This window comes from Blautia stercoris (assembly GCF_054657695.1).
Genome location: NZ_BAAHYF010000001.1, coordinates 283335 through 308062, shown reverse-complemented (window position 1 = coordinate 308062; position 24728 = coordinate 283335). Strand labels below are relative to the sequence as shown.

Below are 24728 nucleotides of genomic sequence, written 5' to 3'. Positions count from 1 at the left end.
TGGAACATGTGTGAAATTATTGTAATTACTTCCGGAAAAGGCGGTGTGGGAAAAACAACCGTGACTGCAAATATTGGACTTGGGTTGGCGAACTTAAATAAAAAAGTGGTTGTTATAGATACAGATATTGGGTTAAGAAATCTGGATGTTGTATTAGGTCTGGAAAACAGAATTGTTTATAACCTGATTGATGTCATTGAAGGCAGTTGTCGAATGAAGCAGGCATTAATAAGAGATAAGCATTGTGAAAACTTATACCTGCTTCCATCAGCCCAGACAAGAGATAAAACTTCTGTCAAACCGGAACAGATGGTAAAGCTGACAAAAGATTTGGCGGAAGAGTTTGACTATATTTTACTGGACTGTCCGGCAGGAATCGAGCAAGGGTTTAAAAATGCAATTGCAGGTGCAAATCGGGCGGTGGTCGTTACCACTCCCGAAGTATCTGCAATTCGTGATGCAGATCGAATTATTGGTCTGCTTCAAGCAAATCAGATGCCAAAGATAGAATTAATCATCAACCGGCTTCGTATGGATATGATTCAAAAAGGAGAAATGATGTCGGTAGAAGATGTGTCAGAAATATTGGCCGTAGATTTATTAGGTGCAGTTCCGGATGATGAGGCTGTTGTGATTGCAACGAATCAGGGAGAACCTCTTTGTGGAAAACAGTCTTTGGCAGGACAGGCCTTTTGGAATATCTGTCGGAGAATTTGCGGAGAAGCCGTTCCCCTGCTTGATTTTGAAGTGAAAAAAGGGTTATGGAAGAGATTCTCAGAACTGTTTAGAAGATAGTCAATTTTATAAAGGGGGCACCGGCATTGATTCATTTTAGGAAGAAACGCTCAGGTCATATAGCAAAAGACCGGCTTAAGCTTCTTTTGGTTTCAGAAAGGCTTAGTTGTTCTCCACAGATGATGACCATGCTTCAGAATGATGTTGTATCAGCTGTTGAACGGTATTTTACCATTTCAGAGGAACAAGTTGAAATACGGTATATAAAAGAGAATATGACATTTCTGATAAAGATACCTTTAAAAATTGATATACAAGAGTCCTATCCAGGATTCTGAAACAGTCGCCTTGTGTGAGACTGTAAGTAAAAAATGAATTGAGAAACTGATAAAAAGACAGAAAAAAGAACAAGGTGTTTTTATGATAAAACAATATAGATTACGAGATTATAATTTTAGACTGGTTATTTTCCTGATTGGACTTACTTTTACTGGAGTGCTTTTAGTTGGCAGTGCAGAGCCGGCACTTAGAAATAAGCAGTTTTTTGGAATGATGCTTGGAGTTGCCATCATGCTGATTGTTTCTCTGATGGATTTTAGCTGGATTCTTAACTTTTACTGGATATTATACGGATGTAATATTATATTGCTGTTGTCTGTCTGGATTTTTGGTACGGAATCAAATGGTGCTTCAAGATGGCTTAGAATTGGAGGATTTCAGTTTCAGCCGACGGAGCTTTCAAAAATATTGATTGTCATGTTTTTTGCACGGTTTTTTATGGAACATGAAGAGAATTTAAATACACTGCGGACTTTAGTTCAGACAGCTATTCTGGCTGCTATTCCGTTAATGTTGATTTTCAGCCAGCCGGACTTGAAAAATACAATCACAGTTGTTATACTGATTTGTATCATGTTATATCTTGCAGGCCTCAGCTATAAAATTATAGGTGGTGCAATTTTAATTATCGTACCGCTTGTGGTTGTATTTTTGTTTATTGTTGTTCAGCCAAATCAAAAATTAATTAAGGACTATCAAAGAGACCGAATTATGACATTTCTTCATTCAGAGGAAGAAGAATATTCAGATGATGTTATTCAACAGAATAATTCAGTGATGGCAATCGGTTCTGGTCAGTTGACAGGAAAAGGGTTAAATAACAATGAGGTTGCATCTGCAAATAAAGGAAACTTTGTTTCAGAAAGCCAGACAGATTTTATCTTTTCTGTTGCAGGAGAAGAGTTAGGCTTTATTGGAAGCGCAGCGATATTAATTGTTTTATTCCTGATTATCTGTGAATGTATTCGGACAGGATGGAAAGCGAAAGATTTGTCAGGAAAGTTAATTTGTTGTGGAGTCGCTTCGATTATTGCAGTTCAGGGATTCATTAATATTTGTGTGGCGACTGGAATTGCACCAAATACGGGAACTCCGCTTCCTTTTGTGAGCTATGGACTTTCTTCTATGGTATCACTTTATACAGGAATGGGACTGGTTTTAAATGTTGGTCTGCAGAAAAACAGAGATTACAGGGAGGTTGGTAAATTATGAATATTGGACTTATCGCACACAATTCCAAAAAGAAACTGATGCAGAATTTATGCATCGCGTATAGAGGGATTCTTTCAAAGAATACACTTTATGCAACAGGGACGACAGGCCGCTTAATTGAAGAGGTAACAAATTTAAATATTCATAAATTTCTTGCCGGTCATCTTGGTGGAGAACAGCAGATGGGGGCATTAATTGAACAGAATCAGATGGATTTAGTGATTTATCTTCGAGAGCCATTAGCACCGCAGAAGCATGACCCTGATGTAAAACGTATTTTTCATCTGTGTGATACACATAATATCCCGCTGGCTACAAATCTTGCTACGGCGGAGATGGTGATAAAATCCCTGGATAGAGGAGAGTTAGACTGGCGTGAAATGTACAAGTAAAAGTGAAAGACGAAGACAGAGAAACAAAAATCTGCTTATGGGGATGGGTGTTGTTATTGTTGTACTTCTGATTGTTCTGGCAGTTGTTTTAATCAAGAAGAAAGATGCCTCTATGCCGGTTTCTTTTGACTTGACAACAGAAGTATTTGGGCAGACAGTAGAGGAAGAAGCTCTGACAGCAGACGGATTGGCAGCGGATTTATGTGTAGGAGCTGGAGATACGGCACTCGATGGTGTGGAAACGCAGGGAGATGAGAGAGCTGCTTTATTTGATATCCAGAATAAAACACTGCTGTTTTCTAAATCTTTATATGAAAAATCCTATCCGGCAAGTATCACAAAAATTATGACGGCACTTGTGGCAATGGAACATGCAGATATGGATGAAGTCGTGACGATTACAGCGTCGGATGTTGCTCTTAGTGCTGATTCACAGGTGTGTGGACTTGCAGAAGGCGACCAGATTCAGATGAGTGAGCTGTTTCATGCGTTGTTAGTGTATTCGGCAAATGATGCAGCAATGGCAATTGCAAGGACGGTTGGAGATGGAAGTGTAGATACTTTTGTACAGATGATGAATGAGACTGCGCAGAGCCTTGGAATGACAGGAACTCATTTTGTAAATCCACATGGACTTCACAACGATGACCATTATACAACCGTTTATGATATCTATCTGATGTTAAATGAAGCAATGAAACATCAGGAATTTACAGATATTACACAATTATCAAATTATACGATTACGTATACTTCAGCAGATGGAACACAGCGCCAGAAATGGCTTGATGCCACAGATCAATATCTGACAGGAGAGTCAAGTGCTCCAAAAGGGGTTACTATTTTAGGCGGAAAAACAGGAACAACAGATAAAGCAGGCGCATGTCTGGCATTAATGGTTCAGAATAATTATGGTGAACCTTATGTCTCAATTGTGTTAGATGCGTCAAATAAACCGGAACTTTATGAAAGAATGAATCAATTACTGGAGAAAGTAAACCACTCTTAACGAAAAATGCGAAAAAATTCACAGAAAAATGAAATTAACCATTGTATTCTTGAACGAAATGCACTATAATTGATTTCAAGATAACCACGTTTTTAGTAAAAATACATATTACGTGCGGCTAAGGAGGAAAATGCGATGGTTCAGTTAATTGTAGGTGAAAAAGGTAAAGGAAAAACAAAAGTACTTCTGGACAAGGCGAATAATGGTGTCAAAGAAGCAAAGGGCTCAGTTGTATATCTGGACAAGAGCACAAAACACATGTACGAGTTAAATAACAAAGTTCGTCTAATTAATGTGACAGAATATGAAGTGGAAAATGCCAGTGAATTTGTAGGATTTATCAGAGGAATTCTTTCTCAGGATAATGACTTAGAGCAGGTTTATCTGGACAGCTTTTTAAAAATCGCAAAATTAGAGGCTGAAGATGCCCCGCTTACAGAAGTACTTCAGGAATTAGAAAAGCTTAGTGAAAGATTTGGATTATCTTTTATCATCAGCGTTTCCAGAAATGAAGAAGACCTTCCGGAAGCAGTAAAGGGAATGATTGAAACTTCACTGTAAAAAAACAAAGTAAAAACAGTCACTGTACATCAAGAGAGAATTGAGTGTACAGTGGCTGTTTTTTTATTTCATAGTAAGTTTGCTCTATGAAATAGAAAGTGAGTAAAAATTTGTTTTTACGAGCTGGCACTTATATCTCGAATTCGACCAAACAGGCTGAAAAGATAAAGTCCGCAGATGCCTACAAGAACATAGACAATTCTTGAAAGCCAGGATAAATTACCAAAAAGAAATGCAACCAAATCAAAACGAAACAGGCCAATCAGCCCCCAGTTGACAGCTCCGATAATGGTAATGACCAATGCTGTGTAATCTAAACCATTTGACTTCATATGTTTGCCTCCTTTGTTTGGTTCTATTTTCTGCCTTTTTGATAAGTTTTATGCAAAAAAATTAAGTATTGCCCTAAAATGCTGAAAATGATAAAATGAAAAACGGTACGAAAGGAGACGAAAGATTGTTTATTATAAAAAAGCTATGGAATAAAATAAAAAAACTGCCAAGAAAGGCAGAAAGGCTGTTGGGGATTCTTGGAGAAATACTCTGGATATTATTTCAAAAAGCAGGAAGAATCTTGAAAAAAGGTCTTCAAAAGATACCTCGTAATCCGATTGTAGTTGTAATCGGTGTTATTATCATTTATCTGATAGTGACAGCAGGTCTGTATTTTTCTTCTGAACAGATTGAATCGTATCAAGTGACATCAGGAACGCTTGAAAAAAACCCAGTTTATACAGCACTGGCAATTCGAGAAGAAAAAGTAGTGAATGCAAGTCAGGATGGATATTTAAGATATCTGAGAAAAGAAGGTTCAAATGTTGAGAAAAATGGAAACGTTTATGCAGTTGGGGACAGCGAGATTCAAATTGCGAAATATGCGTTAGATGAAACACAAAAAAGTAAAATAAAGAATGCGGCAGAAGCTTTCTCTGGAACGTTTGATTCCTCTGATTTTGCTGATACATACAGCTTGAAGTATGAATTAAATGGAATGATACTTCAGACAGATAAAGCAGAACAGACGGAGGATACTTCGGACGAAGAAGAGTGTGATGAAAATGGATTTTTAGTGGTAAAAGGAAATACTTCGATTATGTTAGGAAATCAAACCGTGGTTACTTCACCGGATGCTGGAATTGTAATGTATACGATGGATGGATATGAAGGAAAAACGGTGGATAATCTAAAAAAAAGCGATTTCGCGCAGAAATCTTATACAGAAAAAAGTTTGATTTCAACAGAAGCAAAAGAAGATACACCCGTTTATAAATTGATTACAGATGAAACGTGGAATCTGATGATCCCAGTTTCCAAAAAAGAAGCGTCAAAACTTTCAGAAGGAACGATTCAGGTAAAATTTTTAAAAGATAAAAAAACGCAGAACGGACAGCTTTCTATTGTGGATATAGACGGACAGAAAGTGGCAAAAATTACTTTGAAAAATGGAATGGTTCGTTATGCATCGGAGCGTTTTCTGAAAGTGGAACTGGTAATTCATACAAAAACTGGCTTAAAAATTCCTCTTAGTTCCATTGTAGACAAGAAATTTTATATTATTCCGTCCGACTATCTTGCGAAAGAAGTTCAGGATGGTGTAGAAAGAGAGGGATTTTATAGAATTACGAAAGATGACAAAGGAAAAGAAAAAAAGACTTTTGTGGTTCCGGCTATTTATAAAAATACGGCAGATTCATCGGATAAAAGTACAAGTACGGTAATTAAAAAGATAGATTACTGTTATGTTGATATGCAAACCTTTCAAGAAGGTGATGTTGTACAGAAGCCAGATTCTTCCGAGACATTTACAGTGGGAGAACCGGAATATCTTTCTGGCGCATACTGCATTAATCGTGGCTATGCAATGTTCCGTTGTATTGAGCAGATATCAGGAGAACAAAATGAAGAATCTTGTCTGATTAAGAAAAATACAGCTTATGGTCTTTCGGAATATGACAGAATTGTAAAAAATGGTTCTTCTGTAAAAGAAGATGAAATACTAACAGGAAAACAAGGAGAGTAAAGAATGAGTGTTTATGAAAATTACTTAGAAGTAGAAAAAAAAGTACAGGAAGCATGTAAAAGAGCAGGAAGAAACAGAGAAGAAGTAACCTTAATTGCGGTTAGTAAGACAAAACCAGTTTCTATGATTGAAGAACTTCTTCCTCATGGAGTAGTGGACTTTGGAGAAAATAAAGTACAGGAACTGACTGCAAAATACGAAGTGCTTCCGAAAGATTTAAACTGGCATCTCATCGGTCATCTTCAGAGAAATAAGGTAAAATATATTATTGATAAAGCTTGCCTGATTCATTCTGTAGATTCTATTCGTCTGGCCGAAACAATCAGTCAGGAAGCTGTGAAAAAGAATGTGACAGCATCCATTTTAGTAGAAGTCAATGTTGCAGAAGAAGAAAGTAAATTTGGAGTTACTTCTGAGGAGACAGAAAAATTGGTAGAGGAAATTTCAAAACTGCCAAATATCGAAGTCAAGGGGCTTATGACAATTGCACCATTTGTAGAAAATTCAGAAGAAAATCGATTAGTTTTTAGAAATTTAAGAAATTTAAGTGTTGACATAGCCGCTAAAAAATTTAATAATGTTACTATGAATGTCTTAAGCATGGGCATGACTGGCGATTATGAGGTCGCTATCGAAGAAGGTGCAACAATGGTAAGAGTTGGTACCGGAATCTTCGGAGAAAGAGATTACAGCAAATAGAGATTGGAGATTTTAACATGAGTGTTTTTAATAAGCTTTTAGATGCAGTAAAAATGAGTGATGATTTTGAACAAGATGGATTTTTAGATGATGATTTTGATGAAGATGAGGATGAAATCAAAGAAGAAAAACCGAGAAAGCGTTTTTTAAAGAAATTAGAAGAAGAGGATGAGGCAGAAGAATTAGAAGAAGAACCGGTAGTGGAAAGACGAACACAGAAAAAGAAAGCAGAAAAGAAACAGCCGGAGAAGAAAACAACGGAGAAACCCTCTTTCTATTCAAGAAATACCAAAAATACAAAGATAACCGAAAGCTCTTCTAAAGTAACACCAATGCGCACTGCAAAGAGAAATCCAGCTCCGGCTGCAATGGAGGTCTGCGTGATTAAACCAAATAATATGGAAGAAACCAGAGAAATTGCAGATACTTTAATTGCAGGATGTACCGTTGTCCTTAATCTGGAAGGAATTGATGTCAGTGTGGCACAAAGAGTAATTGATTTTTCATCAGGAACCTGCTATGCAATGGGAGGAAGTCTTCAGAAAGTATCCGACTACATATTTATTCTGACTCCATCAAGTGTAGGAATTACAGGTGATTATCAGGAGATTATAGATGGTGCGTTCATGTCCTCTATCCAGACAGAATATTAATTCGGAAAGAGCATAAAAATGGAGAAAGAACAGTTATTTGAAAAACGTATGATAGAGTTAAGTAAGAATGCCTATTACAGAGGTATTCTTACTTTCTCTGATTTTTTAGATTTAAATGAATTACATAAGTTGCATAGTCTTCCTCTTAAACAGTATGGTGTAAAAGTGGAAACTTTTGGAGGACATGCGTTTGCAGAGCGTCAGATGGCAGCATTTATCCCTGATGCTTTTTTCTTTAGTCAGGAATATCCGATTTCCTGTATTTGTATTCGTCCGTCTATGGAAAAATTTGCAGAAAATCTGACTCATCGGGATTATTTGGGAGCAATTTTAAATCTTGGAATTGAGAGAAGTAAAATCGGAGATATTTTGGTAGAAGATAAAAAAGCATACATCTTTTGCCATAATTCGCTGTGTGAGTTTTTGATGAATGAAATCTGCCGTGTCCGGCATACCACAGTCGTTCCATCTATCATTGAGAATAAAGAAGAGTTTCCGAGTGTAAAACTTCAAAAAGTCACAGGAACGGTATCTTCTGTGAGACTTGACAGCGTTACGGCGTTGGCATTTTCGACTTCGAGAAGCAGTATTTTACCATTAATCGAAGGGAAAAAGTTATTTGTAAATGGGAAAAATATTGTTTCAAATGCCTATCATTTAAAAGAAGGAGATATTGTATCCGTCAGAGGAAAAGGAAAATATCGTTTTGATGGAACAACAAATTTAACGAAGAAAAACCGGTATCATGTAGAAGTTTCGCGTTATTGCTAAAGTCAAAAGAGACAGAAAGGAACGAAAAAATGACAGAAAATATATTACAGGTAAAAAGAAATGATGAATTTTATTATCCGATTGTATTTCGGAAAAACTTTGAAGATTTATCGAATCAGTTAAAAGCATTAAAATTACAAGAACGAAAATGCTGCATTGTAACGGACAGTAATGTGGCACCGATTTATTTAGAGACAGTAAAAAAAGAACTGGAAAAAGTTTCGGATACCATTATATCCATTATTTTACCGGCAGGAGAGGAAAATAAAACGCTTGCACAGATTCAAAATATTTATGAGAATTTAATCAAAGCACATTTCGACAGAAAAGATTTACTTTTTGCATTGGGCGGAGGAGTTGTTGGAGATATGACCGGTTTTGCAGCAGCAACTTATCTTCGAGGAATTGATTTTATACAGATTCCGACCACACTTCTGGCACAGGTAGACAGCAGTATTGGAGGAAAAACAGGTGTCGACTTCTTGCAGTATAAAAATATGGTTGGAGCATTTCATCAGCCACGTCTGGTTTATATGAATGTGCATACCTTAGATACCCTTTCAGATGAACTATTTTCCTGTGGAATGGGAGAGGTTTTAAAGCATGGATTAATTCGTGACCTGGATTACTTTGAATGGTTAAAAGAAAACAGAGAAAAGGTTCTTAATTTGGACGAGGATGTTTTGACAGAAATGATTTATAAAAGCTGTGTCATTAAGAAAACAGTTGTAGAAAACGATCCGACAGAAAAAGGAGAACGTGCAGTTTTAAATATGGGGCATACAGTAGGTCATGCGGTAGAAAAATTGAAAAATTTCAAACTGCTTCATGGACAGTGTGTTTCTATTGGGACAGTCTGCGCATGTTATTTGTCCTTAAAGAGAGGACTCATTACAAAAGAAGAATATGAATCCGCATTAGAAGCATTAAGAGCATATCGTCTGCCGATTTCGGTTCAGGGATTAAATGTAGATGAGATTTTAACAGCAACAAAGTCTGATAAAAAGATGGAGCAAGGAAAGATTAAGTTTGTTTTACTTGAAAAAATGGGATATGCCTATATCGACAAGACGGTAACAGATGAAGAAATGAAAGAGGCAATTGAAGTGGTTTTAGAAGAATCAGGAGAAGAAAAGTCATGAAAATGAAAAAGACAAGAGGTATCATTTATTTGCAGTTGATTTTGTCAACTTTCTTCTTAACTGTGTTAGACCAGTGGACAAAGCATCTTGCAGTCACGCATTTGCAAAACCAATCAGATATTTCGTTGATTGATGGAGTATTGTCTCTGCATTATCTGGAAAATCGTGGTGCTGCGTTTGGAGTGTTTCAGAACCGGCAGGGTGCTTTTTTTATTCTGACGGTTGTTATTCTTGCTTTTATTTTATATGTGTTATGGAGAATGCCAGTTACAAAGAAATATTTGCCGGTTCGTATTCTTTGTTTTTTCCTGACGTCAGGAGCTCTTGGAAATTTAATAGACCGAATCCGTTTTAAATATGTGATAGATTTTATTTATTTTTCCCTGATAGATTTTCCGGTATTTAATGTTGCAGATATTTATGTAACTGTTTCAATGATTGTGTTATTATTATTGGTGCTTTTTTATTATAAAGATGAGGATGATTTTGCATTTTTAAGTCCAAAAAAGAGGGGAAAATGATAAATGAAAAAACTTTGTTTACAGGCAGATGCATCAGCAGAAGGACAACGAATTGATAAATATCTGGCAGTGGAACTTTCAGACTATTCACGCTCATTTTTGCAGAAACAATTAAAAGAGGGAAATGTGACAATCGGTGAAAAAGCAGTGAAAAGCAGTTATCAGCTTTCGGAAGAAGAAGAAATTACCGTGTTAATTCCAGATAACAAAGAACCAGATATTGAGCCGGAGAATATCCCGTTATCAATCCTGTATGAAGATGAGCAGCTTTTAGTGGTAGATAAACCAAAAGGGATGGTGGTACATCCGAGCGCGGGTCATTACAGTGGAACATTAGTAAATGCGTTGTTGTACCATTGTAAGGGGAACCTTTCCGGAATTAACGGGGTATTAAGACCAGGAATCGTTCATCGAATTGATAAGGATACAACAGGAGCATTATTGGTGTGTAAAACAGATTTGGCACACAGAGATTTAGCACAGCAGTTAAAAGAACATAGTATCACAAGAAGGTATCGTGCAATTGTACATGGAAATTTAAAAGAAGAAGAGGGAACAATTGAGGGGGCAATTGGACGTCATCCGACCGAACGAAAAAAGATGGCGATTAATCTGAAAAACGGAAAACCAGCGGTAACACATTACAAAGTGTTAGAGCATTATAAAAATTACAGTTATATTGAGTGTCGGCTGGAAACAGGAAGGACGCATCAGATTCGTGTTCACATGAGCAGTATTGGACATCCTTTGGTGGGAGATTTTGTATATGGTCCGAAAAAATGTCCATTTCCAAATCTGGAGGGTCAGACTCTACATGCAATGGTACTTGGATTTGTACATCCTGTCACAAAGGAATATCTGGAATTTACAGCACCGCTTCCACAATATTTTGAAAAATTACAAAAAAAACTCATATAATTTATGCAAATTTTATATACAAAATAAAAAAAATAGATTATAATAAATATAATCAGAAACATCAATGGAGAGGAGTGCATGAATATGACGAATCATACAGTTATTACAATCGGAAGACAGCTCGGAAGTGGTGGTAAGGAAGTAGGATTGCAGTTGGCAGAAGAACTTGGAATTAAATGCTATGATAAAGAACTTTTGGAACGTGCAGCAAAAGACAGTGGATTATGTCAGGAATTATTTGAAAACAATGATGAAAAACCTACAAATAGTTTCCTGTATTCTCTGGTGATGGATACATACTCTTTTGGATATTCTTCAGCGGCATTTGCAGATATGCCAATTAATCATAAGGTGTTTTTAGCTCAGTTCGATACAATTAAAAATATTGCAAAAGAAGGACCTTGTGTTATTGTAGGAAGATGTGCGGATTATGCATTATCAGAATTTGATAATATGTTAAGTGTGTTTGTTCATGCTGATTTAGAAAAAAGAATCCGTCGTGTGGCACGAAAAAATGAATTAACAGATGCGACTGCAAAGGACCGCATTCAGAAAACAGATAAACGCCGTGCAAGCTATTATAACTATTATACAAGTAAAAAATGGGGCGATGCTGCAAGTTATAATCTAAGTTTAGATAGTGGAGTATTAGGAATTGACGGCTGTGTTCAAATGATTAAAAAAGCAATTGAAATTAAAGAAGAGCGGCTGGCAAAAAATAATCGTGAAGTAAAATAAAAATTGGGCAGAGGGAAATCTTTTTCTCTCTGCCTTTTTACGTGACGATTTATTTTTTTAGAAATGTTTCCCAGCCATCTAAGTTTCCATTTAAAATTGCAGTAAACATCCGTTCTTTTACACCAGGATGTTCATGGTTTAAAGTACGAATCAATTCTTTTACATATTGGCGTTTGGTATAACCATCCACTGGACAAGGACTTTTTTCCACTGGAAGGTGATATTTATTTTTAAAACCAATTACATCCGCTTCATTTACAAAGAGTAAGGGGCGGATTACAGTAAGATCTGTTCGGTCAAGATGGGTTTTCGGAGAAAATGTGTGAAAACGCCCCTCAAAAAGCAGAGATAGTAACATTGTTTCGATAACATCATCTTTATGATGGGCATAAGCAATTTTATTACAGCCCGCTTTTTTTGCGGCATCGTTTAAGGCACCTTTTCTCATTTTTGCGCATAAAGAACAAGGATTGGGTTCTTTTCGTTCATTAAAAATAATCTGAGCAATTTCTGTCTGTACAATCGTATAAGGTACATTTAATTCACTACAGAGCGCTTTTATTTGTATGAGGTCAAATCCAGGATGACCTAAATCAACAGTAATGGCTTCTATTGTAAAGGAATTTGGATAAAAACGTTTTAAGCCATTTAAGGCATAAAGAAGGGTAAGACTGTCTTTTCCTCCTGAAATTCCAACTGCTATTTTATCTCCGGATTCAATTAGATTAAAGGTATCAACTGCCTTTCTGGTAAGACTCAATAATCTTTGCAGGGTCATTTATTTCCTCCTTAGCTATATTTTTTCTGTAAAAGACTATAACACATTGGAAAAAGAAAAGAAATATTTTTTACGAAATTATGACACAAATAATAAATTTCATGCTATAATATAAACATTAAGCATTTGCAAAGAGAATAAATGGAGGAAATATATGAAGTTTCGTTGGGATAAAAAGTATTTATATTGGGGGGTGACAGGCTTTGCAGTCATTTGTGCCAGTCTGCTTTTTTATTTTGGACTGTTTCACATGGATGTGCTATGGGGAAAAGTTCATAATCTGTTTACTGTTTTAATGCCGGTTGTCTGGGGTGTAATTATTGCATATTTATTAACACCGATTGTAAATATATTGGAAAAAAAGGTATTTTTTTCGTTATTAGAACATTTTCATGTTGAACTTACAAAAAAGAAACGTGTGTTAATTCGCTATCTGGGAATTTTTATTTCCCTTATATTGGCATGTCTGGCTATTTATTCTTTATTTGCAATGATTGTGCCGTCTATTGTAGAAAGTATTATCAGTATTGTAAATGATTCACCAAGATACATTCAGAATATTATGAATTGGCTGAGTTCCATTTTAAGAGATAATGAAGAACTTCAGACGACCGTGTTTAATTTTATTGATAATTATTCATTTAAAGTAGAAAATTGGATGAATCAGCAGCTGCTTCCTCAGCTTCGTCAGATTTTACAGCAGATGACAACAGGAATTTTTGGCGCAGTTTTGTTTGTAAAAAATATTTTAATCGGAGCGATTATTTCGATTTACCTGATGGCATCAAAAGAGACTTATCTTTCAGAGGGAAAGATGTTTATCTATGCTATTTTTGATACAGAGAGAGCGAATTCTATTATCAAAGCATGTCGTTATACGAATCGTGTATTTATGGGTTTTATCAGCGGAAAAATTATTGATTCTGCAATCATTGGTGTTTTATGTTATATTATTACTTCTATTTTGGGAACACCTTATGCAGTGCTTGTCAGTGTAATTGTGGGTGTCACAAATGTTATTCCGTTTTTTGGACCATATTTGGGAGCTATTCCAAGTGCATTTATTATCTTGCTGGTAAATCCGATGCAGTGTTTATATTTCCTGATTGCAATCTTATTGTTGCAACAGTTTGATGGAAACATATTAGGACCAAAGATTTTAGGGGAATCGACAGGTTTGTCCAGTTTTATGGTTATTGTTGCAATTCTTTTATTTGGTGGATTTATGGGAATCCCGGGCATGATTATCGGAGTTCCGGTATGGGCAGTTATCTGTACAGGAATCCGTCAGCTTCGAGAACATTTCCTGAAAGAGAAACATCTACCGGTTGAAGATGAACTTTACATGGATATTGAGTCCATTGACCCTGAAAGCCATACAATTATTAAATTAAAAAAAGAAGATTTAAAGGAACAACAAAAAGAAAGCAAAGAACATACGAAAGAGAAAAATATAGAGAAGGGAAACGAGCAGTAAATGAAATTTGTAATCCAGAAAGTAAGTCAGGCCTCTGTTTCTGTGGAGGGGAATTGCGTTGGAAAAATCCAAAAGGGATTTCTGGTATTTGTAGGAATTGGAAAAGAAGATACAAAGGAAATTGCAGATCAATACATTAAGAAAATGGTACAACTGCGAATTTTTCAGGATGAAAATGGAAAAACGAATTTATCTTTGACGGATGTCGGGGGTGAAGTACTGATTATTTCTCAGTTTACACTATATGCGAACTGTAGAAAGGGAAATCGGCCAAGTTTTTTTGATGCCGGAGAACCTCAAATGGCAGAAGAACTATATGAGTATATTATCAAAAAAACAAAGGAAACGATTTCGGTGGTGGAGTCAGGAGAATTTGGAGCAATGATGCAGGTATCTCTGGTAAATGAAGGTCCATTTACAATTGTTTTTGATGAGAATACATTTCGCTGACAGAGGGGAATTCATTCGTGAAAAATAAGAGATTATTACAAAGTAAATTATTGGCAGTAACTTTGAGTGCAGCTGTTCTTTTAGGACAGTCAACGGTTATGGCGGCAGAGCTTCCATCTGTTGAGGACATGGAAGCAACAAAAGAGTTCAAACAGGAATCGGATTTATCTTTGGGAAAAGATAAGTCCGATAGTTCTGTAGAGAATAGAGAGAAAAAAGAAAATTCTGAAGAAGAACAAGAACCAGAAAAAAAAGAATTTGATGGAGGACAAGATGGTATTAATTTGGACTCCAAAGATGGTTCGGAAAATGATTCAGAAAATAATTCCGAAGATAATTCCGAAGATAATTCAGGGGATAGCGCAGAGAGTAATCCGGAAGAGAAAGAACGGGATGCAGATGATGATAAGGAAAATGAAACTTCAGATGATACAAGTGCGGCTGATTCAGCACAAAATAAAGATATAGAAGAAGAACCAAAAGAAACAAAAGAAACAGAAGAAATTCAATCAGAAGAACAGACAGAGCAAGATCTGCAGGTACAGGCAGCTTCTTATGGATGGAATAAACAGGGCAATAATTGGTATTATATAAATCCTCAGACGAAAAACAAAGTTTCTGGCTGGCAGAAGATATCTGGAAAATGGTTTTATTTCTCTTCGGCTGGATGGATGCAGATTGGCTGGCAAAAAGTTCAAGGAAAATGGTATTACCTTGGAAATGCCAATGATGGGGCAATGAAAAAAGGATTGCAAAAAATACATGGCAAGTGGTATTATTTTTCAGATGATGGAGCAATGCAGAGCGGATGGCAAAAAATATCTGGAAAATGGTATTATTTTGGAGACGCAGAAGATGGCTCTATGAAAACTTATTGGCAGAAAGTGTCCGGAAGATACTACTGGCTTGGTCATGGAAATGATGGAGCCATGAAAACAGGCTGGCAGAAAGTCTGGGGCAAGTGGTATTACCTTGCAGAGAATGGAGAAATGCAGACGGGATGGAAAAAGCTGTCTGGAAAGTGGTACTATCTTGGCGGATCTAATGATGGGGCAATGAAATATGATTGGCAAAAGATTTTAGGTCGGTGGTATTATCTGGGTGGGGTAGATGATGGAGTCATGCGTACATACTGGCATCAGGTAAGAGGAAAATATTATTGGCTTGGAAGAAATGGTGCTATGAGAGATGGTTGGCAGAGAGTCTGGGGGAAATGGTATTACCTTGGAAGTTCTGGTGATGGCTCGATGAAGAGTGGCTGGCAGAGAGTGTCTGGAAAATGGTATTATCTTGGAACGTCCAGTGATGGAGTCATGAAAACAGGTTGGCAGACGATTAATAAAAAGAAATATTATTTTTATTCGGATGGCAGTATGGCAAGCAACTGTACAATAGATGGTTATTACATTAATAGTAACGGTGAAAAGAGTGACTCAAACAGTACGTTAAATACCTGGGTATTTCCGTGTCCGTCTATTACTTATGTATCAAGTGAATTTGGATATCGGGAAAGCCCTGGAGGAATCGGCTCTACGAATCACAGGGGAGTAGATATGGCAGCACCGGCAAATTCACGCGTTTTGGCTGTTGCAGCAGGTACAGTGATTGCTTCTGGTTACGGATTTAATGGAGAGGGAAATTACGTAGAAATAGACCATGGAAATGGGATTCATACAATTTATATGCATTTAATAGCAAGTCCGGTTGTAAAAAAAGGAAATACAGTAAAAGCCGGACAGGTGATTGGTTATGTAGGGATGACTGGAGCAGCGACGGGATATCATTTACATTTTGGGGTGAAGGTAAATGGAACTTATGTTAATCCGTGGAATTATTTAAAACGTCCAAGCGGAATGTAATTGAAAAGAAGAAAGGTTTTTGATTTATGAAAAATAGAGGAAAAATAGTTACAAAGTTGTGTGGATTTGTTATGAGTGCATCATTGTTGATGAATCAGGCAGTTTATGCTTCTGGAGAGATAGCAGGTGAAACACTTTCAGGAGAAGTACAGAGTGCAGAAGTTCAAGAAGAAATAATAAATTCAAGTGAAACCTTACCGAAGATATCCCAAGATTTATCCGAAGCTGAAAATGAAGCTGAAACAGAGGGAGCTGAAACTGAAACAGAAACTACAGATTCAGAGGCAGAATCAAAAGAAGAAGTAAGTCAGAAAGAAGAAGAGAGTCGGGATGAAAGGAATCAAGATGAAACTTCTGATGAAAATTCTAAAGAAGAGGCATTAGGAGAATCACAAGAGACAGGAAATACTATTCAAGGCGAGCAGCAGGCAACACTGGCCGGACCCAAAAAGACGGGCTGGGTTACAGAAAATGGGAAAGAATATTATTATGACGAAGAGGGTAAACCTTATACAAAAAGCCGTATTTTAGATTTAAATGGAACTCTTTACTATATAAATTCCAATGGTGAACTGCGGACACAGGTGGGCTGGGTAAAAGATGGTGCAAACTGGTATTATGTAACATCTCAAAAAGCACTTGCAAAAAATGGCTGGATAAAATCTGGAAGCAATTGGTTTTATTTAAACAGCGATGGTGTAATGCAGACCGGAATGATTACGGTATATGGAAAGAAATACATCCTTCAAGAGTCTGGAGCAATGTTAAAGAAAACAGGCTGGGTGCAATATCAAGGGAACCGGTATTACATGTATAGCGACGGACATGTGTTTCATGGAGGATGGTTAAAGGTTTCTAATAAGTGGTATTACATGGATACAGAAACCGGAATGATGAAAAAAGGCTGGCTTAAAACTTCTGGAAAATATTATTATTTAAATAGTTCAGGAGTGATGCAGACCGGCTGGGTAAAATCCGGAAGTTGCTGGTATTATATGAATACTTCTGGTATCATGCAGACCGGCTGGCTTAAGTCTGGAAAAAGCTGGTATTACTTAAGTGCATCCTCTGGAGCAATGCAGACCGGAATGATTACAGTATATGGAAAGAACTATATTCTTCAGGATTCCGGAGTCATGTTAAGCAAAACAGGTTGGGTGCAATATCAGGGAAATTGGTATTATATGTATAGCGACGGACATGTGTTTCATGGAGGATGGTTAAAGGTCTCTAATAAGTGGTATTACATGGATACAGAAACCGGAATGATGAAAAAAGGCTGGCTTAAAACTTCTGGAAAATACTATTATTTAAACAGTTCGGGAGTGATGCAGACCGGCTGGGTAAAATCCGGAAATTACTGGTACTATATGAATACTTCTGGTATCATGCAGACCGGTCCGATTAAAGTAGGTGGTAGCTGGTATTACTTAAATCCGTCATCAGGAGCAATGCAGACCGGATGGATGGAAGCGGATGGAAAGAAATACTATGTAAAACCATCCGGTCAAATTAGCATTGGCTGGGTGGGGATTAATAATGTTTGGTATTATTTTAATTCAACCGGAGAAATGCAGACTGGATGGCAGAAGGTAAAAGAAGAAGAAGAATGGTACTATCTGGACAAGACAACAGGAGCAATGAAAAAAGGCTGGTTTGAAGACGGTGATAGCTGGTATTATTTAAATGCTTCTGGAAAAATGGTAACCGGCTGGCAGACAGTTGGTGGAGAACGTTATTACATGAATAGTGATGGAGTGATGCAGACAGGCTGGTTGGAAATGGGAGATAAGAGCTATTATCTGCAGAGCAGTGGTGCAATGGCAACTGGAATCCTAACAATTGACGGAGTAAAATTCAAATTCAGCGATAATGGTGAGCTGATTGGTTCTATCAGCGAAGAGGGAGTAGGCGCAGATATTGTGGCTTATGCACGTCAGTTTGTTGGGAATCCTTATGTATATGGCGGTACAAGCCTGACAAATGGAGCAGACTGCTCCGGATTTGTTCAGAGTATCTATAAGAAATTTGGAATTACAGTAAGACGTACCAGTTATGAGCAGGAGAGAGATGGAAGACCGATTACAAGACAGGAATTACAGCCGGGAGATTTGGTGTTTTATTATAGCGACTATTCTCATGTAGCAATTTATATAGGAGATGACCAGATTATTCATGCTGCAAATCGTTCAAAAGGTATCACAATTTCTCGGATTAATTATAATGGAAATCCGACAGCATATAGAAGATACTGGTAAATAAAAAAAGAATCCCTTTTATCCGTTTCGCTATATCTATAGTTGAAATTTAAGATAAAAGGGATATGTTATTAAAAAATATAATGTTATAGTATGAATATTATATATAACAAAAACAAACCCCTTTACACACAAAAAAGAAAGGAGCTTCCACATGGATAACAAAAACGATAAAAATCACTTCTTTGACCCCGAAATGCAAAGTATTTGGAAACATTTTGTTTCTCACTTCAGAAACCAAAACAGTGCAGCATCTTATCGAAGTGATACCATCGAATTTTTGGAATTTACCGAAAAAAGTTTTCTTGAAACAACAGCTTCTGACGTGGAAAATTACTACGCCATTCAGCAAAAAAAAATAAACGAAAAAGAATTACAGCCTAGTACAGTTGCCAAAAAGATAAGAGAATTAAATTCATTATCAGCATATATCGAAGAAAATAAAGAATATTATCATATAAAAGACAATTACCAAAATCATTTTGCGGCGTATCTGCCTCATATTGAAAAAATGAGTAAATTTGCTCATTCCGTTCCGATAGAAGATATTGATAAGCTGTTAATTGCAGCTCAACCCGATTATATGGTTTACTGTATTATTACATTGTTATATCGAATGGGATTATCGTCAACGGAGATAGTAGAGCTTATGCCAGAACATTTTACGATTTATGATAATGGTGTATATCTAAGGATACCAAAACGACGAGAAACCTGTTTTGTACCGGAAGATGTCTATAAAATTATAGAAAAATACTTATCACAGAGAATAGAAAATAAATACCTTTTCTATAACAGCAGAGGAACAAAATTAAATACAATGTATATCAGTCGTATGATGAAAAAATATACGACACTGGCTGGAATTCCATCGTACAGTGCAGAAAGTCTTAGAAATTCATGCGCTTACACAATGTTTGCTTATGATGCGAAACCAGAACAGGTAGCAAGAGAAATGGGAGTTACAGAAAGCCAGATTCGTCGTTATAAGAATATGAATTATATGGATACTACTTCAAGAGCAATTCGTGGACTGGTAAAATTAAAAGCAGAACCACCAGAATAACATAAAATTATATTATGTAAACTGTAAAACACCGAATCCCAGATAATCAGATATTAACAATCGAAACCCCTGCTGCCAATAACAACAATAATAAAAAAGACCCGAAGCTAGTTAACTTTAGGTCTTTTTTGCATACTATATAAATACTATATGTAGTGAATTGAAATATCCATTTGACTCATTGTAAATTTCCATTACGGATGACATTTCTGACACGCTTCATATCCCTGGTCTAACAAATCCTGTCTATTTCCGGTATATTTCTTACGATTTTCCGGATTCATTTGTTTTACACTTGGACAGTCCTGCGTATGAAATTTCATTGTATTTTCATTTAAAATGTAAGTCGTTTCATTTGAGGCAGAAGTATTATTAGATGTACTGTCTGTAGATAAATAACTATCTCCCGTGGCATAATCAATAGTAATATCCGGTTGTACATTATAACAATAGACATTAAATAAAATGCCATCACCATTATCTTCAACGGACATAGCTTCCATTTCTACTCCAGATGCAACCAAATTGTTACCCTCGAAAATAGGAGTAACACGGTATAACACATGATAGTCAGTTTCTTTTACATAATCCGCAATCATATTTTCAAATGGGAGCATCCCATCAACGTTCATATATCTGGTACCGGTAATCAAATTCTTTTCATTTGCATTTTCACCAGCTAACTGCCAGCCAATCAAATGACAACGGTTATATAAAGATTTCCCATCTACATTATCATATCTTACAGAGTGCCATCCGGTTGGCTTGACCTGACTGATAGAACCACGTTCCTCGGTTGGCATTAAATCAATACAGATATTTGCATAAGCAACTCCGCATCTTCCTAACTCATCTAAATCACTATAATTTTCAAATGGTTCTTCGGTTAAATCTGCATCTGTAAAAAATGGCTGATTATCATTAATTACAACATAAGGTTTACCGGAATATTCCGGTATAGAATCCAATTGAATATTTTTTTCATCTGAGCTAACACTGATATCTGAAGGACTGCTTTGTACAGTTGTCTGACTGCTTTCAGAAGTAATTCCTAAGTTTCCCTCAACGTCACAACCTGTCATTAAAAACATCAGGCAGAGTAGAAGAGTAAGCCATTTTAATTGTTTTTTCATAGTTTTCCCTCGATTTCTATTCTTCTGCCAGTTCTTCAGCAAGAGATTTCTTAATTTTCTTTCTGGTTACCTCTACAATGTTTAATTTTGTAATATCTACCACATTTCCCTTTACTGGGTCTTCATTTAAATAACGCTGAAGTACATGCATCAGTTCTTTTTTATCTTCTTCTCTTTTTAAATTAATAAAATCAATCAAAATCATGCCGGAAAGATTACGCATACGAAGCTGTCTTGCAATTTCGCCTGCTGCCTCAAGATTAATTTTTCGATAAGTTTCCTGTACTTCTTTCTTTCCGGTATATTTTCCGGTATTTACATCAATCGAAACAAAAGCTTCTGTCTGTTGAATTACCAGAAATCCACCGGATTTTAACCAGACTTTTTCAGAAAGTGCCTCTTTTAATGCTTTTTCAATCGAATAAACTTTACAAAGCGGCAGTAAGTCATCTTGATAAAAACGCAGTTTCTTTGCTTCTGTTCCATAATACTCTAAATAAACCTGGATGGTTTCAAACAGTTCTTTATCATCCGTTACAATCTCTTCCAGCTCATCCACATACAAATTTTGAAGGACCTGAAGGTAGGAGGGCATGGAAACAAAAAGCTTTGAAAAGCAGGTTCTCATTCCTGCTTTTTTTTGAATTTCTTTTAACTGACCATAAAGCTGGTCTAATTCTTCCAAAATTTTAGTATCTTCTGCATGCATACTATTTGTGCGAAGAATGACTCCAGCATCTTCTGGAAGATGAGCTTGTAAAAGTTCTCTTAATTCCTGTTTTCTCTGTGCTTTTAATTTTCCGGAAAAGCCAAGCGGTTCAAATTTTGAAGTCAAAACAACATAACGCCCTGCCAGATTTAAATCACAGGTTACGCAAGGGAGTTTGCCGCGAATCGGCTCTCTGCACACCTGTACTAAAAGTTCGTCTCCAATGCAAACTCGATTGTTTTTTTTCTGATTTACGAAGAATGGCTCTGCTTTTTCCTCTAAGGAATAATAACATACAGTTCCATTTTCAATTTCAATAAAAGCCGCACGAATGTTTTCGGCAATATTTTTTACTTTTCCAATATAAATATTTCCAAGAATAGATGCTTCCTCTTTTTTGTAAAGGTCAAGCTGACAGATTTTATAGCCGATATCAAGTGCTGCGACAATTTTTTCTTTTCCTTTGACATGCATAGGAGTGATAATTAATTTACTCAATTTCTTCTCCTAAATCCTCTAAGGAAACCAGATTTCTTGCTTCGTCACTACCAGTATCTGCATAAAGCTCACAACGATGAATCATAAATTTTAGATTCTCATAAGGAATCTCCATAAATGCCGCAAATGCTTCCATCACAAGTTCTGGTTTTGTATTATTGGAGCTGCCTGCTGCAAGCTGCATAAAAATTTCATCCTTTTCTTCTAAAGAAAGTTTATAAATAAATGGACGAATATCTAATTCTTTTTCACTTTTTTTCGTTTTCTTTAAAATAACAATTTCTTTTTGTGCTTTAAATTCTTCTAATTTTTCTTTCCAGTTCTCTGGAAGTTTTGCAGTTTCACGGAATGTCAGACGATAATCTGCTGCTGCAACCAGCGACATGGCTTTGGAAGCTTTACCATCCTCTACCTGACGGATGCTTAAAATCTTCATCCCTTCTGCCATTGCATCATTTAAGCGTTTTACCATATCAGAAGAAGTCGTTGCACTTTTTAATTCCATATCGAAGTATTCACCGGTACTTGTAATTCCAACTCCGAGAGGTGAGGCAAATGACATAATCATATGTGGACTGAATCCTTCTGAAAATGCGACATCTAAATTGGCACGTTTGACTGCCTTTTGAAAATAGCGCATAATATCCAGATGACCGATAAATTTCATAGCCCCTTCTTTTGCAAATTTTACCCTAACCTTCAACGCATACCCCTCCTTTGTATTTTCCTGCACCACAGCCGGAACATTTCATACGGCAGTTTGGCGTTACTGTTTCTTCCATTGCTGTTTTCCATTCTTTTTGTAAAAATTTCTTTGTTACGCCGGCATTGATGAAGTCCCATGGCAGAAGTTCATCAAGCGGACGCTGTCTTAGAGTATAAAATTCAGGGTCAATATTTAATTCTTCAAATGCTTCCATCCATAAATCATAGCGGAAATATTCGGACCATGCATCAAAGAGAGCACCCTTTCTATAAGCAAGCTCTAACACATCGGCAACTTTACGGTCACCTCTTGCTAAAATTCCTTCTAATACCGTAACATCTGCTTCGTGATAGTTATATTTAATACTCTTTTGATTTAACTGGGCACGAATTTCTGATTTTACGATTTTAGCACGTTCAAGATATTCTTCTTTTTTACACATCGGAGCCCACTGAAATGGGGTAAATGGTTTTGGAACAAAGAAAGACGTACTTACCACAATCTGACATCTTCCATGACGTTGGTCTTTTGGAATTTCATAATATTTTTTTGCAACTTCTTCTGCCAGATGCGCAATTCCTTTCATATCTTCTTCCGTTTCTGTTGGAAGTCCTAACATAAAATAGAGTTTTACACGAGACCAGCCACCCTGAAAGGCTTTAAAAGAGCCATTTAAAATATCTTCCTGAGTCAGACCTTTATTAATTACATTACGCATTCTCTGTGTTCCTGCTTCCGGTGCAAAGGTCAGACTGCTCTTTTTGATATCCTGTACTTTACTCATAACATCCAAAGAAAAAGCGTCAATACGAAGCGATGGAAGCGAAATATTTACATTACGCTCGGAACACTCTTCAATTAAAAAGTCAATTAGCTCTGGAAGCTTGGAATAATCACTGGAGCTTAAAGAACTAAGAGAAATTTCCTCATGTCCCGTACTTTCCAGCATTTCTTTTGCGGTTTCCTTTAAAAATGCTACGTTTTTCTCACGGGTCGGACGATAAATCATACCTGCCTGACAAAAACGGCATCCCCGGATACAACCCCTCTGGATTTCCAGTGTAACACGGTCCTGAGTTGCCTTAATAAATGGCACAACAGGTTTCTTTGGATAACAGACATTGTCAAAATCCATAACGACCTGTTTATCAATCGTTTCTTTTGCATGTTCATTATTTGGATGAAATGCTGCAAGTGTTCCATCCTCGTTGTATTCGGCATCATAAAATGCCGGAACATACAACCCTGGAATTTCTGCTGCCTTTTCCAAAAATTCTTTTCTGCTCTTTCCGGAGTTTTTCCATATTTTATATTCATCTAACAGTTCATCAAATACCGTTTCCCCTTCTCCGATATAGAAAATATCAAAGAATTTTGCCAGCGGTTCTGGATTGTACGCACAAGGTCCGCCACCCATCACGATTGGGTCATCTTCACTTCGCTCGGAAGCATGAAGTGGAATCTGGCTTAAATCTAAAATCTGAAGTATATTAGTATAGCACATCTCATACTGTATAGTAATACCAAGAAAATCAAAATCTTTAATGTTATCTTGAGACTCTAATGCGAAGAGGGGAATATTTTCTTTTCGCATAATGGCATCTAAGTCCGGCCACGGGGAATAAACGCGCTCGCACCAGGTATCCTCGCGTCTATTGAACATATCATATAAAATCTGAATTCCGAGATGGGACATTCCGATTTCGTAGACATCCGGGAAGCACATCGCAAATCGAATGTCTACCTCATTTTTGTTTTTCATTACTGAATTGATTTCATTCCCGATATAGCGGGCTGGCTTCTCGATTTCTAGTAATATTTCATCACTTAATGCTAGTTTTCTCAATTTTTACCTCTTTCTTTTTGTGCAAAGCGTATAAGCTTTAACCCACTCACAATGCGTTGCACGTTTTCTTACCTCTTTTTGTTTTTACTTAAATTTTGAGCATTTTTATAAATTTCTTACACTTTTTTTGAATCCATTTACACTCCTATCTAGTGCCGAAACAAATAGATAACAGGAGTGGTATGTACATCTTTAGTGTAATTTTCCTTACAAGTATATAGTAATACTTGAATTTGTT

At 36.6% G+C, this 24728-nt stretch carries 25 protein-coding genes; 19 read left to right on the top strand and 6 right to left on the bottom strand.

Annotated features, from left to right (window positions below):
• Nucleotides 1-6: 6 nt before the first annotated feature.
• From minD to ACYQ2D_RS01570, 6 genes are all read left to right on the top strand, one after another.
• Nucleotides 7-795, top strand: coding sequence for a septum site-determining protein MinD (minD, locus tag ACYQ2D_RS01595; RefSeq protein ID WP_459784463.1), 789 nt, complete (start codon nucleotides 7-9; stop codon nucleotides 793-795).
• A 26-nt stretch (nucleotides 796-821) separates the two neighbouring features.
• Complete coding sequence (gene minE, locus ACYQ2D_RS01590) at nucleotides 822-1073, top strand: cell division topological specificity factor MinE (RefSeq protein WP_444139841.1); 252 nt, start codon at nucleotides 822-824, stop codon at nucleotides 1071-1073.
• 82 nt (nucleotides 1074-1155) lie between these two features.
• Nucleotides 1156-2286 carry an FtsW/RodA/SpoVE family cell cycle protein gene (locus tag ACYQ2D_RS01585; protein WP_117455665.1) on the top strand — a complete coding sequence of 377 codons (1131 nt, stop codon included), beginning with the start codon at nucleotides 1156-1158 and terminating at the stop codon, nucleotides 2284-2286.
• A complete protein-coding gene (locus ACYQ2D_RS01580) occupies nucleotides 2283-2678 on the top strand; it encodes a methylglyoxal synthase (protein WP_022304362.1) in 396 nt (131 codons plus the stop codon). Before ACYQ2D_RS01585 ends, ACYQ2D_RS01580 begins: the two co-directional genes overlap by 4 nt.
• A complete protein-coding gene (locus ACYQ2D_RS01575; RefSeq protein ID WP_459784462.1) occupies nucleotides 2662-3687 on the top strand; it encodes a D-alanyl-D-alanine carboxypeptidase family protein in 1026 nt (341 codons plus the stop codon). The genes ACYQ2D_RS01580 and ACYQ2D_RS01575 overlap by 17 nt, the downstream gene beginning before the upstream one ends.
• A 135-nt stretch (nucleotides 3688-3822) precedes the next feature.
• Entirely contained in the window at nucleotides 3823-4248 is a 426-nt protein-coding gene (locus tag ACYQ2D_RS01570) for a twitching motility protein PilT (RefSeq protein WP_117455667.1), read from the top strand.
• A 116-nt stretch (nucleotides 4249-4364) separates the two neighbouring features.
• On the opposite strand, the gene ACYQ2D_RS01565 is transcribed toward ACYQ2D_RS01570, so the two are convergent.
• On the bottom strand, nucleotides 4365-4580 hold the full coding sequence (locus ACYQ2D_RS01565) for a DUF378 domain-containing protein (RefSeq protein ID WP_117455669.1): 216 nt from the start codon (nucleotides 4578-4580) through the stop codon (nucleotides 4365-4367).
• A 125-nt stretch (nucleotides 4581-4705) separates the two neighbouring features.
• On the opposite strand from ACYQ2D_RS01565, the gene ACYQ2D_RS01560 reads away from it, so the two are divergent.
• The 8 genes from ACYQ2D_RS01560 (at nucleotide 4706) to ACYQ2D_RS01525 (ending at nucleotide 11710) form a co-directional block, all read left to right on the top strand.
• Nucleotides 4706-6268 (top strand): biotin/lipoyl attachment domain-containing protein, encoded by a 1563-nt coding sequence (locus tag ACYQ2D_RS01560; protein ID WP_459784461.1) that lies wholly within the window; start codon nucleotides 4706-4708, stop codon nucleotides 6266-6268.
• A gap of 3 nt (nucleotides 6269-6271) precedes the next feature.
• Complete coding sequence (locus tag ACYQ2D_RS01555; RefSeq protein WP_117455672.1) at nucleotides 6272-6967, top strand: YggS family pyridoxal phosphate-dependent enzyme; 696 nt, start codon at nucleotides 6272-6274, stop codon at nucleotides 6965-6967.
• A gap of 17 nt (nucleotides 6968-6984) precedes the next feature.
• Nucleotides 6985-7620 (top strand): cell division protein SepF, encoded by a 636-nt coding sequence (locus tag ACYQ2D_RS01550; protein WP_459784460.1) that lies wholly within the window; start codon nucleotides 6985-6987, stop codon nucleotides 7618-7620.
• Nucleotides 7621-7638: 18 nt separating this feature from the next.
• Nucleotides 7639-8391: a YlmH family RNA-binding protein gene (locus ACYQ2D_RS01545; protein ID WP_117455677.1), complete on the top strand. Its 753-nt coding sequence runs from the start codon at nucleotides 7639-7641 to the stop codon at nucleotides 8389-8391.
• A gap of 29 nt (nucleotides 8392-8420) precedes the next feature.
• Nucleotides 8421-9533 carry a 3-dehydroquinate synthase gene (aroB, locus tag ACYQ2D_RS01540; protein ID WP_459784459.1) on the top strand — a complete coding sequence of 371 codons (1113 nt, stop codon included), beginning with the start codon at nucleotides 8421-8423 and terminating at the stop codon, nucleotides 9531-9533.
• Nucleotides 9530-10054 (top strand): signal peptidase II, encoded by a 525-nt coding sequence (gene lspA / locus ACYQ2D_RS01535; RefSeq protein WP_459784458.1) that lies wholly within the window; start codon nucleotides 9530-9532, stop codon nucleotides 10052-10054. The genes aroB and lspA overlap by 4 nt, the downstream gene beginning before the upstream one ends.
• 3 nt (nucleotides 10055-10057) lie before the next feature.
• Nucleotides 10058-10972, top strand: a complete 915-nt coding sequence (locus tag ACYQ2D_RS01530) for an RluA family pseudouridine synthase (RefSeq protein ID WP_187558488.1) — start codon at nucleotides 10058-10060, stop codon at nucleotides 10970-10972.
• Nucleotides 10973-11056: 84 nt separating this feature from the next.
• Nucleotides 11057-11710: a cytidylate kinase-like family protein gene (locus tag ACYQ2D_RS01525; RefSeq protein ID WP_117456192.1), complete on the top strand. Its 654-nt coding sequence runs from the start codon at nucleotides 11057-11059 to the stop codon at nucleotides 11708-11710.
• Between the two features lie 49 nt (nucleotides 11711-11759).
• Here ACYQ2D_RS01525 and ACYQ2D_RS01520 read toward each other — a convergent pair whose 3' ends face one another.
• The gene (locus tag ACYQ2D_RS01520) at nucleotides 11760-12488 is read right to left on the bottom strand and encodes a tRNA lysidine(34) synthetase (protein WP_117455682.1); all 729 of its coding nucleotides are present in this window, start codon (nucleotides 12486-12488) and stop codon (nucleotides 11760-11762) included.
• Nucleotides 12489-12642: 154 nt separating this feature from the next.
• Here ACYQ2D_RS01520 and ACYQ2D_RS01515 point away from each other — a divergent pair, with 154 nt between their 5' ends.
• From ACYQ2D_RS01515 to ACYQ2D_RS01495, 5 genes are all read left to right on the top strand, one after another.
• Nucleotides 12643-13965, top strand: a complete 1323-nt coding sequence (locus ACYQ2D_RS01515; protein ID WP_117455684.1) for an AI-2E family transporter — start codon at nucleotides 12643-12645, stop codon at nucleotides 13963-13965.
• Nucleotides 13966-14415 carry a D-aminoacyl-tRNA deacylase gene (dtd, locus tag ACYQ2D_RS01510; RefSeq protein WP_117455686.1) on the top strand — a complete coding sequence of 150 codons (450 nt, stop codon included), beginning with the start codon at nucleotides 13966-13968 and terminating at the stop codon, nucleotides 14413-14415.
• A 17-nt stretch (nucleotides 14416-14432) separates the two neighbouring features.
• Nucleotides 14433-16274 carry a M23 family metallopeptidase gene (locus ACYQ2D_RS01505; RefSeq protein WP_459784457.1) on the top strand — a complete coding sequence of 614 codons (1842 nt, stop codon included), beginning with the start codon at nucleotides 14433-14435 and terminating at the stop codon, nucleotides 16272-16274.
• A 26-nt stretch (nucleotides 16275-16300) separates the two neighbouring features.
• Entirely contained in the window at nucleotides 16301-18532 is a 2232-nt protein-coding gene (locus ACYQ2D_RS01500) for an NlpC/P60 family protein (RefSeq protein WP_459784455.1), read from the top strand.
• A gap of 154 nt (nucleotides 18533-18686) precedes the next feature.
• Nucleotides 18687-19598 (top strand): tyrosine-type recombinase/integrase, encoded by a 912-nt coding sequence (locus tag ACYQ2D_RS01495; protein WP_372554508.1) that lies wholly within the window; start codon nucleotides 18687-18689, stop codon nucleotides 19596-19598.
• Nucleotides 19599-19792: 194 nt separating this feature from the next.
• Here ACYQ2D_RS01495 and ACYQ2D_RS01490 read toward each other — a convergent pair whose 3' ends face one another.
• From ACYQ2D_RS01490 to ACYQ2D_RS01475, 4 genes are read right to left on the bottom strand one after another with little or no spacing between them, the layout of a single operon-like run.
• Nucleotides 19793-20731: a DNA/RNA non-specific endonuclease gene (locus ACYQ2D_RS01490; RefSeq protein WP_459784454.1), complete on the bottom strand. Its 939-nt coding sequence runs from the start codon at nucleotides 20729-20731 to the stop codon at nucleotides 19793-19795.
• 16 nt (nucleotides 20732-20747) lie between these two features.
• On the bottom strand, nucleotides 20748-21938 hold the full coding sequence (locus tag ACYQ2D_RS01485; protein ID WP_459784452.1) for a ribonuclease E/G: 1191 nt from the start codon (nucleotides 21936-21938) through the stop codon (nucleotides 20748-20750).
• Complete coding sequence (locus ACYQ2D_RS01480; RefSeq protein ID WP_459784451.1) at nucleotides 21931-22641, bottom strand: TIGR03936 family radical SAM-associated protein; 711 nt, start codon at nucleotides 22639-22641, stop codon at nucleotides 21931-21933. The genes ACYQ2D_RS01485 and ACYQ2D_RS01480 overlap by 8 nt, the downstream gene beginning before the upstream one ends.
• The gene (locus ACYQ2D_RS01475) at nucleotides 22631-24490 is read right to left on the bottom strand and encodes a TIGR03960 family B12-binding radical SAM protein (protein ID WP_459784450.1); all 1860 of its coding nucleotides are present in this window, start codon (nucleotides 24488-24490) and stop codon (nucleotides 22631-22633) included. Before ACYQ2D_RS01475 ends, ACYQ2D_RS01480 begins: the two co-directional genes overlap by 11 nt.
• Nucleotides 24491-24728: the final 238 nt, after the last annotated feature.